This window comes from Chryseobacterium angstadtii, from assembly GCF_001045465.1.
Taxonomy (GTDB): domain Bacteria; phylum Bacteroidota; class Bacteroidia; order Flavobacteriales; family Weeksellaceae; genus Chryseobacterium; species Chryseobacterium angstadtii.
Genome location: NZ_LFND01000003.1, coordinates 1,215,185 through 1,224,030, shown reverse-complemented (window position 1 = coordinate 1,224,030; position 8,846 = coordinate 1,215,185). Strand labels below are relative to the sequence as shown.

The 8,846-nt window shown below is 36.9% G+C and carries 6 protein-coding genes and 2 pseudogenes; 5 read left to right on the top strand and 3 right to left on the bottom strand.

Annotated elements, in window-relative coordinates:
- From ACM46_RS23010 to ACM46_RS13350, 3 genes and pseudogenes are all read left to right on the top strand, one after another.
- Window positions 1–864 (top strand): annotated as a pseudogene (locus tag ACM46_RS23010) (protein-disulfide reductase DsbD domain-containing protein); the annotation flags it as partial.
- Window positions 864–2,663 (top strand): annotated as a pseudogene (locus tag ACM46_RS23680) (protein-disulfide reductase DsbD family protein); the annotation flags it as partial. The pseudogenes ACM46_RS23010 and ACM46_RS23680, both read left to right, overlap by 1 nt.
- A gap of 10 nt (window positions 2,664–2,673) precedes the next feature.
- Window positions 2,674–3,801 carry a thioredoxin family protein gene (locus ACM46_RS13350; protein ID WP_048507102.1) on the top strand — a complete coding sequence of 376 codons (1,128 nt, stop codon included), beginning with the start codon at window positions 2,674–2,676 and terminating at the stop codon, window positions 3,799–3,801.
- Window positions 3,802–4,134: 333 nt separating this feature from the next.
- Here the strand turns inward: ACM46_RS13350 and ACM46_RS13345 are convergent, their stop codons facing one another.
- The 3 genes from ACM46_RS13345 to ACM46_RS13335 form a co-directional block, all read right to left on the bottom strand.
- Window positions 4,135–4,917 (bottom strand): XRE family transcriptional regulator, encoded by a 783-nt coding sequence (locus tag ACM46_RS13345; RefSeq protein WP_048507101.1) that lies wholly within the window; start codon window positions 4,915–4,917, stop codon window positions 4,135–4,137.
- A 279-nt stretch (window positions 4,918–5,196) separates the two neighbouring features.
- Window positions 5,197–5,997 (bottom strand): T9SS-dependent choice-of-anchor J family protein, encoded by an 801-nt coding sequence (locus ACM46_RS13340; RefSeq protein ID WP_048507100.1) that lies wholly within the window; start codon window positions 5,995–5,997, stop codon window positions 5,197–5,199.
- Window positions 5,998–6,226: 229 nt separating this feature from the next.
- Window positions 6,227–6,625, bottom strand: coding sequence for a VOC family protein (locus tag ACM46_RS13335; protein ID WP_338151995.1), 399 nt, complete (start codon window positions 6,623–6,625; stop codon window positions 6,227–6,229).
- 77 nt (window positions 6,626–6,702) lie between these two features.
- On the opposite strand from ACM46_RS13335, the gene ACM46_RS13330 reads away from it, so the two are divergent.
- Window positions 6,703–7,914 (top strand): MFS transporter, encoded by a 1,212-nt coding sequence (locus ACM46_RS13330; RefSeq protein ID WP_048507099.1) that lies wholly within the window; start codon window positions 6,703–6,705, stop codon window positions 7,912–7,914.
- Entirely contained in the window at window positions 7,880–8,629 is a 750-nt protein-coding gene (locus tag ACM46_RS13325) for a DeoR/GlpR family DNA-binding transcription regulator (RefSeq protein WP_048507098.1), read from the top strand. The genes ACM46_RS13330 and ACM46_RS13325 overlap by 35 nt, the downstream gene beginning before the upstream one ends.
- Window positions 8,630–8,846: the final 217 nt, after the last annotated feature.

The following is an 8,846-nucleotide window of genomic DNA, read 5'->3' as shown; positions in this document are numbered from 1 at the left end:
AAGTTTACCATCAACGATTTGGGGAACAATCAATACGAGGCTGTTTTAAATGCAACCATGGAAAGCGGCTGGCATATTTATTCCAAAGATCTTCCGGAAGATACAGGAATTCCTACGGAGTATAAAGTTTCCGGAAAAAACATTGAGCTGATAGGAAAATTTACCGAAGTTGGTAAAAAGCATGAAGAGTTTTCAGAAGCTTTTGGGGGAAAGATTGTTTTTTATTCCAATTCTGCGGGTTTTAAACAGAAATTCAAACTCAAAGATCCGACCAAACCGGGAGATGTCACCTCTGAAATTACCTATCAGACCTGTGATGACAGAGTCTGTCTGGCACCTAATACGTTAGAATTCAATCAGAAAGTAACTCCAAAAGGGACTCCTGAAGTAGCAGCAGTAGAAGAAAAAACGGAAACGGCGAAAGATTCAGCTAAAACAGTAGAAACAGTTGTCGCCAATCCTGTAAAAGATCAGGTAACGGTGACTGAAACGTCTAAACTGGATCCTAAGCAACTGAAAATTGAGACTATTGACTTTCAAAAACCTTTAACGGATTGCGGAACAGCATCTGCCAAGATTGATGAAAATTACTGGACGTATCTGTTCCTGGGATTCATAGGAGGGTTGATTGCTTTGCTTACGCCATGCGTTTTTCCAATGATTCCGCTGACGGTTTCTTTCTTTACAAAAGGGAGCAGCAATAAGGCAAAAGGAAAAAGAGACGCCTTGATCTACGGATTTTTCATTCTTCTGATCTTTGTTCTGCTAAGTGTACCTTTCCATTTGATTGATGGTATTGCAGGAAATATTTTCAATGAAATTTCTACAAGTGTATGGCTGAATATTGCCTTCTTTATTTTTTTTTTTCAGAAGCTTTTGGGGGAAAGATTGTTTTTTATTCCAATTCTGCGGGTTTTAAACAGAAATTCAAACTCAAAGATCCGACCAAGCTGGGAGATGTCACATCTGAAATTACCTACCAGACCTGTGATGACAGAGTCTGCCTGGCTCCCAATACGTTAGAATTCAATCAGAAAGTAACTCCAAAAGGGACTCCTGAAGTAGCAGCAGAAGAAGAAAAAACGGAAACTGCGAAAGATTCAGCTAAAACAGTAGAAACGGTTGTTGCCAATCCTGTAAAAGATCAGGTAACGGTGACTGAAACATCTAAACTGGATCCTAAGCAACTGAAAATAGAGACTATTGATTTCCAGAAGCCTTTAACGGATTGTGGAACTGCATCTGCCAAGATTGATGAAAATTACTGGACGTATCTGTTCCTGGGATTCATAGGAGGATTGATTGCTTTGCTTACGCCATGCGTTTTTCCAATGATTCCGCTTACGGTTTCTTTCTTTGCCAAAGGGAGCAGCAATAAGGCAAAAGGAAAAAGAGACGCCTTGATCTACGGATTTTTCATTCTTCTGATCTTTGTTCTGCTAAGTGTACCTTTCCATTTGATTGATGGTATTGCAGGAAATATTTTCAATGAAATTTCTACAAGTGTATGGCTGAATATTGCCTTCTTTATTATATTCATTTTCTTTGCCGGAAGTTTCTTCGGGTATTATGATATCACGTTGCCAAGCTCCATTGCGAATAAATCTTCAAAAGCAGAAGAAGCGGGAGGTCTTGTCGGTATTTTCTTCATGGCATTAACGCTGGTCATTGTATCTTTCTCATGTACAGGACCTATCCTGGGAGGATTGTTAGGAAGTGCAGTGACGGGATCATCCAATGTTCCTATGCTGCTTACTTTTGCACTGGCAGGATTCGGGCTGGCCTGGGCCATTGTTTTCGGATTACTGGCTTTATTCCCACAAGCATTAAAGAGTCTTCCAAAGTCCGGAGGATGGATGAATACGGTGAAAGTGGTTCTTGGTTTCATAGAATTGGCTTTAGCCTTAAAGTTTTTATCTAAAGCGGATTTGGTTTCTAAAACATTTTTCCTGAAAAGAGAGCTTTTCATAGCTATCTGGATCATCATCACATTAGGACTGGTGTTATATTTATTCGGCATCATCAGATTTCCGCACGACGATAAAAAGCCTAAAATTTCCATTACCCGAAAAATATTAGGAGTATTAGGAATTGGATTTGTGATTTATCTGATACAGGGATTGGTTCCGAGTGAGCGTCCAAAATTACAGCTGTTAAGCGGAATTTTGCCTCCATTAAATGTAAGTTATCTGCATAATGAAAAAGACGGAATTCTCGGCATGCATCCTGAGCACGATTTCTTTAAAGCGATTGAATTGGCCAAAAAAGAAAACAAACCTATTCTGATAGACTTCACGGGCTACGGTTGTGAAAACTGCCGGAAAATGGAGGAATTCGTATGGAGTGAGCCGGATATCTTACCGATCCTTCAAAATGATGTAGTACTCGCTTCTTTATATGTAGATGATAAAGAAGAGCTTCCTGAAGATCAGAAAACGAAAATAGATCTTGGTGACGGGCAGATTAAAAAAATTAAGACAGTGGGAGACCGGTGGAGTCTTTTCCAACAAGTGAATTTCAACAACAATTCGCAACCTCTTTATGTTCTGATCACACCGGACGGAAAAGTTATTAATACGCCCGTATCAGGTTATATGTCCAAAGAGGCTTTTAAAGAATTCCTTAGATGTGGAGTCAATTATTATAAAAAAGTAAAATTTTAAACAAAAAGTTATGAAAAAATTAATCATTTTATCGTTAATCATTTTCGGAGCCTGTATGCACGCTCAGGGAATTAAATTTGAAGAGAGTAATCTTAGTACAGCTATGGCAAAGGCTGAGAAAGAAAATAAACTTGTATTTATAGATGCATACACATCCTGGTGTGGACCTTGCAAGCTTATGGCAAAAAATATTTTTCCGTTACCTGTTGTTGGAAATTATTTTAATGATCATTTTATTAGTGTGAAAATAGATATGGAGAAAGGAGAGGGAATTGAAGTGGCCAAAAAATATAAAGTAAGTTCTTATCCTACCTATTTATTTCTCAATAGTAAGGGAGAGGAAGTACATCGGGGCTTAGGTTCGTATTCTAATGTAGATGAATTTATCCAGGTTGCAAAAGATGCCCAGGATCCTAATAGAAACCTCTCAGTTCTCAAACGGAAATTTGAAGAAGGAGAAAAGGATCCTGCTTTTTTGAAAAATCTGATCAATTTAACCGTTAGATTCGATGCTGACTTTGCTGTTAAGGTTTTTGAAAGATATTCATTAAGTTCTAAAGGTCAAATGGACAAAGAAGATATCATGTTATTAACATCAAATATCAGAAGTACAGCATCTCCTCTGTATCCATTTTTCAAGGAAAAAAAGTCAATTATCATAAAGACGATTTCAGAAGAAGAATACAATACTATAGATAGAAATATTAAATTGAGCACTCTTTTGAATAATTTTAAGCAACATCCTGATAAATTTAGTGATACCAATTTCTTAGCTGAAGCCCGAAAATTTCTAAATAAAGAAGAAGCGGAGAGAGAATTATCAAAGTATAAAGCTTCCCAGGCTTTGTCTAAAAAAGATATTGCTACTTATGAAAAATTAACACTTGAATTGTATAAAGAATATTCTACAGCCAGTCCTGAAGAGCTTAACTCGGTAGCCTGGGCATTTTTTGAGAATGTAAATACCAAATCCTCGTTGGAAAAAGCTATTATGTGGGCTCAGGAGTCTGTAAAAAAGAATAAAAGTTATTACAATACCGATACTTTGGCCAATTTGTATAAAAAGGTTGGAGACAATGTTCAGGCTAAAAAATGGGAAGAAGAAGCCAATGCCCTTAAAGTATCCGGGAATTATTAGAAAATAATGAGGCTTATTTATTCAAAATAAGAACATTAGAGCAGTCCGTAATCATGGTTGGAAATTCTTCCGGCCATGATTTTTTTTTCATACTGTTTCATTGGTCCTCATGACAAAATAACATTTTTTTTAGATGTTTTTGAAATTAAAAAATCACTTTATTGATTAAAAATAATACACAATCGGAGAGTGTTTCAGTAGCTTTTACGGGTTTGTATGTTTATAAAAAGAAAAATTGAATAACAAAAACGGGCCAGCTGACCCGTTTTTTTATTATAAGAAAATATGAATATTAAACCAAAACTGAAAAAATACTATCTAGACTCGGATTTTTTAAGATTTCCTGCGGCCTGATACTTTTTTGTCCAGTTTTTGAATATCCTGCTTCAACTCTCTGAACATTTCTTTAAAATTGTAGTTTTCATAGTCGCCTGGCTCAAAATCTTCCGGGAAAATGCCCGAAGCATACTGCCAGATCTCCACAACCTCTTCAAACGGGATGTCATAAGGCTCATAAAAAGAATTGTCTGCACTTACACAAATACTGTTTCCTTTGATTTCCTTGAAACGCTTATACGTGATTCCATCATTTAAGGTAATGAAAACATAGGTTTTGCCGGGTTTCAGTTCAGGAATTCCTTCCACATATTTTCCTACAATATAAGAGCCGTTTCTAAATGGAGGCATAGAGTCTCCGTCTGCCGGAAAAGCTCTATATTTGCCGTTTGTAAGAAAGGGTAGGGCTATTCTCTGAAGACTTTCGATGTATCCCACATCACTGTAACCTTCCAGATAACCCATAGAAGCTTTCTGTGGAATAATTTCAATGGTATCATTTCCCTGATGATCCACTGCCACCGGAAGAACAATTCTGTTGTCAGGAAGCTTCAGCATTTCTTCCATAGGGTATTTACGGATGTCTACAGAGACCAGAAGATCTATACTGACGTGAAAATATTTGGACATTTTTACAAGAAGCTCAATAGGCGGTTCGGATATTCCGTTCTCATATTTGGAATATCTTACACGTGAAATAGTAAGTTCATTGGCTACAGATTGTTGAGAAAGGTTTCTTTTTCCTCTCAGGAAACGAATATTGTTTGAAAAAATTGACATTGATACAAAATATATCAACAAATGTACAAAATTTGGTTCAAAACAGACTGTATTTTCTGTAAATAAACTGCGCTTATCTGCGATTAATACTGGGAATTAAGGGGTTCCTCAATTAATATCTTGAAATTGGAGCATGTCCATTACGGGTTGCTTGTTCCAATAAACTAAATAAGAATCAGTACGCGCTGATTCTTATTTAGTTTGTTAAGAGTAATCATTGATGAATAGAACTTTTTAACTTGTCCACATAGCTCTTATGACATTGAGAGGATCATCTTATTACTTTTTTATAAATTTTAAAGTGTTGCTTGTTCCGTCAACATGCTTAACCGTAATAAAATATACTCCAGGTTTTAAATATTCAACAGAAATCTGGTTATCAGAGATTTTTTCTGTTCTGATTATTTTACCGGAAACATCATGAATGGTAGCGTCTGCTATTTTTTCTTTGGAATCAATGCTTAATGTTTTGCTTACCGGATTAGGAAATATTTTGATTTGCGGAGCTTTTAATTTTGTTTCTGAAGTTGAGAGAGTTCCTGCATTTACAGTTACATTGTCCACATTTATAGCATATCCATAGTTTGCGACCCCTTCAATGGCTATCTGATAAGTGGCTGAGGGGGATGGCAGCGGAAGGATACCTGAGCTGGTCCAGTCGGCTACGCTGGTATTATAATTTGATATTAATGTCCAGGCTCCGGAAGTTGAAGTTCTGTAGTATACATTGATTTCATTTTGGTCGCTATCCCAAGCTTCATTTCGGAAATAAAATTCTAACGAAGGACTGGTTGCTGAAGATAAATTTAAAACAGGACTTACATACTTTGTGGTTGCCCCATTGAAGGCTGTAACGTCAAACTGAGCCATATAGCTCCCAGCGTAGGGGCCTGAGCTGGTGTAATAACCCGGATTCGCTGTCTGTACAATTGACCACTCTTTGTTTCCTGACTCATAGATTTTGGTCCAGGATGTCGCAGTTGGAGAATCTGTTTCAAATGTTTCTGTCCAAGGAAAACTTGTAACTTGAGCATTGATCAGTGTTGTGGTAAATAATAACGAGTAGAATAATTTTTTCATAATAATTTGTATTGATTTGTTGTTAATTTAGTAAATTTTAATGACGTATTGTCATTTTTACTAATGTGTTTTTATTTAAAATTATTATTTTTACAATCATCCGGTTCGGTATCTTCCAAAAAAATCTCTGAAGTATACACTCAAATTTACATTGCCTTGAAGATCAGTACTAAAATTAAAATACTTTGATTTTTTACAAGGATTCAATGCTTTTTTTTGAGTTGGAAAATTACGTTGTGATTTCTATCCAGTTTCCTTCGGGGTCTTCTATAACGCTTTCGTAGTAGCCGTCTCCTGTAACTCTGCATTCGCTGATGACTTTGTAACCTTCCTTGCGTAAATTAGCGGTCAGTCTATCAACCGTTTCTCTGTTTCCTACTGAAAAAGCAACATGAGCATATCCGGTTAACATTCCCCGTACACTTTTATTTTCAGCAATATCCGGTCTTTTCATCAGCTCAATTCTGGGCGATGAAGAGTCCTGGAAGCTGAGGAAATAGGATTCGTATTTCTTTGTTGGATTGATATATTTCTCATTGCTGCTCATTCCGAAGTAGGTCATATAAAATGTTTTCATCAGTTCTAAATCCTGACACCATATCGCATAATGCTCGATTCTTATTTTCATTGCTTATTTAACTTAAAAATTATTTTGCAAAAATATACAAATTTGCATAAATTTGCAAAATAAAAAATAATTAGATTATGATTGACGAAAAAATTGTCAAAGCAAAAAGAGCGACCCAGTTTATATTTTTAGTCTGCGGACTCGGAATAGCAAGCTGGGCTCCTATGGTTCCTTTAGCAAAAGACAGATTAGGTTTGAATGAAGCCGATTTAGGTTTATTGCTGCTTCTCTTAGGATGCGGAGCATTAGTGATGATGCCTTTGACAGGGATTCTGATCAGCAGGCTGGGAACCAGGAAAATTATTGCGGGAAGCGTGTTATCAGCAGCTTTATTGCTGCCATGTCTGTTGATTATCCCGAATATTTACATAATGGGATTGGTGCTTTTTGCGTTTGGATGCAGTATCGGAAGTGTAGATGTAGCGATGAATGCCCATGGAGTACAGGTACAGAACAGTTATGGTAAACCTATTATGTCTTCACTGCACGGGCTTTTCAGTGTGGGAGGGCTGTTCGGATCTCTGGGATTGGGTTTCTTAATCAAAATGGGGCTTAATCCTATTCACGCCGCCATTACCATTTCTGTTCTGCTTATTCTGCTTTTAGTTCTTCAGTTTAAGCATCTTTTTGATTATAAAACGGAAAAAGCTATTATCCTTCAATTTTCACATGTAGATGAAGCGGAAGCTGTTTCCAGTCGTTTTCAGTGGTTGAACTCAAGTGTTTTGATTTTAGGGTTAATGTGTTTTATTGTTTTTCTCTCAGAAGGAGCCATGCTGGACTGGAGTGCTATTTTTTTGAGAGATTATAAAGATGTTGAGCCGGAATTTTCCGGAATAGGATACGCTGCTTTTTCTGTCGCGATGGCGGTCATGAGATTGACGGGTGATGCTATTGTAAGTAAAATAAGCAGTAAAACAGTTGTGATAGGAGGGAGCATTTTAGCAGCAATAGGAATGCTTTTTATCACGCTCAGCCCATGGATTGCTTTATCTCTTACAGGTTTTTTACTTTTGGGCGTGGGTGCAGCTAATATAGTTCCTGTTTTTTTCAGTGAAGGAGGGAAAATCCCGGGATTATCTCCAACGGTAACCATTCCGGTGATTACAACTATGGGCTATGCCGGTCAGTTGGCGGGTCCCGCATTGTTGGGTTTTATTGCTCATCATTTTTCTTTGACAATCGCATTTGAAGCCATAGCTTTGCTGTTTATAGCGGTTGCCTTTATTTATCAACTCAGGAAATCATCAATTTATGCTAAAAGAAGAACGTTTCGAAATCATCCTTAATCAGTTAAAGGAAAAAAATAAGGTAAAATTTGAAGATTTGGCCGTATTGCTTCACGTGTCGGAAGATACTGTAAGGAGAGATATTGATATTCTGCATCGGAACGGATTATTGTCCAAAGCCCGTGGTGGAGCCATATTAAGAGAAAAAGATCCGCTTTCTTTTTATGACAGACAGTCTTTTCTGACGAAAGAAAAAGATATTGTTGCTTTAAAAACGCAACAATTTATTAAAGACGATATGACTGTTTTTATGGATGGCGGAACTACCGTTTGTGCAGTGGCGAGCTATATGCCTTTGGACATAAAACTGAGAATTATCAGCAATAATTACTCGTTACCACCTATAATCGGTCAATTTAAAAATATTGAGCTTATCATGCTCGGAGGTTTGTATGACCATGAGTTGGCCGTCACAACGGGCGTTACAACCTGTAATGAAGCGTCTCAATACATTGCAGATCTTTTCATTATGGGAACCTGTGCGGTTGATGCAGATTTTGGAGTTTCGGCAACATCAATTCCGGATGGAGAAACCAAGAAAGCAATGGCTAAATCTTCAAAAAAAATAATTGCTCTGGCCAATCAGAATAAACTAAGACGGACAGAAACTTTTAAAATCTGTGACATAGATGCTGTTGATTATCTGGTTACAGATCTGGACTCCAATGATGCGGAGTTGGAATCCTTCAGAAATACAAATATTCAGATTATTTAGTTTTAGACTATGAAAAGAGTTGTTTGAGAGCAGATTATGTCCTATTCTCTTTGCGGAAAATAAATCCTATAATTTATATTATGTTAAATTGTGGATTTCGATTATTTCTGAATGAGATGTTTCTCAACTACAAAAGTATTTGGTCTTATAGAATAAATAAACACTCCCGGAGCTATTTTCCGGGAGTGTTTATGAATGTTAACGGTGAAATCCATCA

Bases quoted from the DNA above. Each gene is read 5' to 3' on its own strand.
- ACM46_RS13350 (WP_048507102.1), top strand. From the start codon at position 2,674: ATGAAAAAATTAATCATTTTATCGTTAATCATTTTCGGAGCCTGTATG.
- ACM46_RS13345 (WP_048507101.1), bottom strand. From the start codon at position 4,917: ATGTCAATTTTTTCAAACAATATTCGTTTCCTGAGAGGAAAAAGAAAC.
- ACM46_RS13340 (WP_048507100.1), bottom strand. From the start codon at position 5,997: ATGAAAAAATTATTCTACTCGTTATTATTTACCACAACACTGATCAAT.
- ACM46_RS13335 (WP_338151995.1), bottom strand. From the start codon at position 6,625: ATGAAAATAAGAATCGAGCATTATGCGATATGGTGTCAGGATTTAGAA.
- ACM46_RS13330 (WP_048507099.1), top strand. From the start codon at position 6,703: ATGATTGACGAAAAAATTGTCAAAGCAAAAAGAGCGACCCAGTTTATA.
- ACM46_RS13325 (WP_048507098.1), top strand. From the start codon at position 7,880: ATGCTAAAAGAAGAACGTTTCGAAATCATCCTTAATCAGTTAAAGGAA.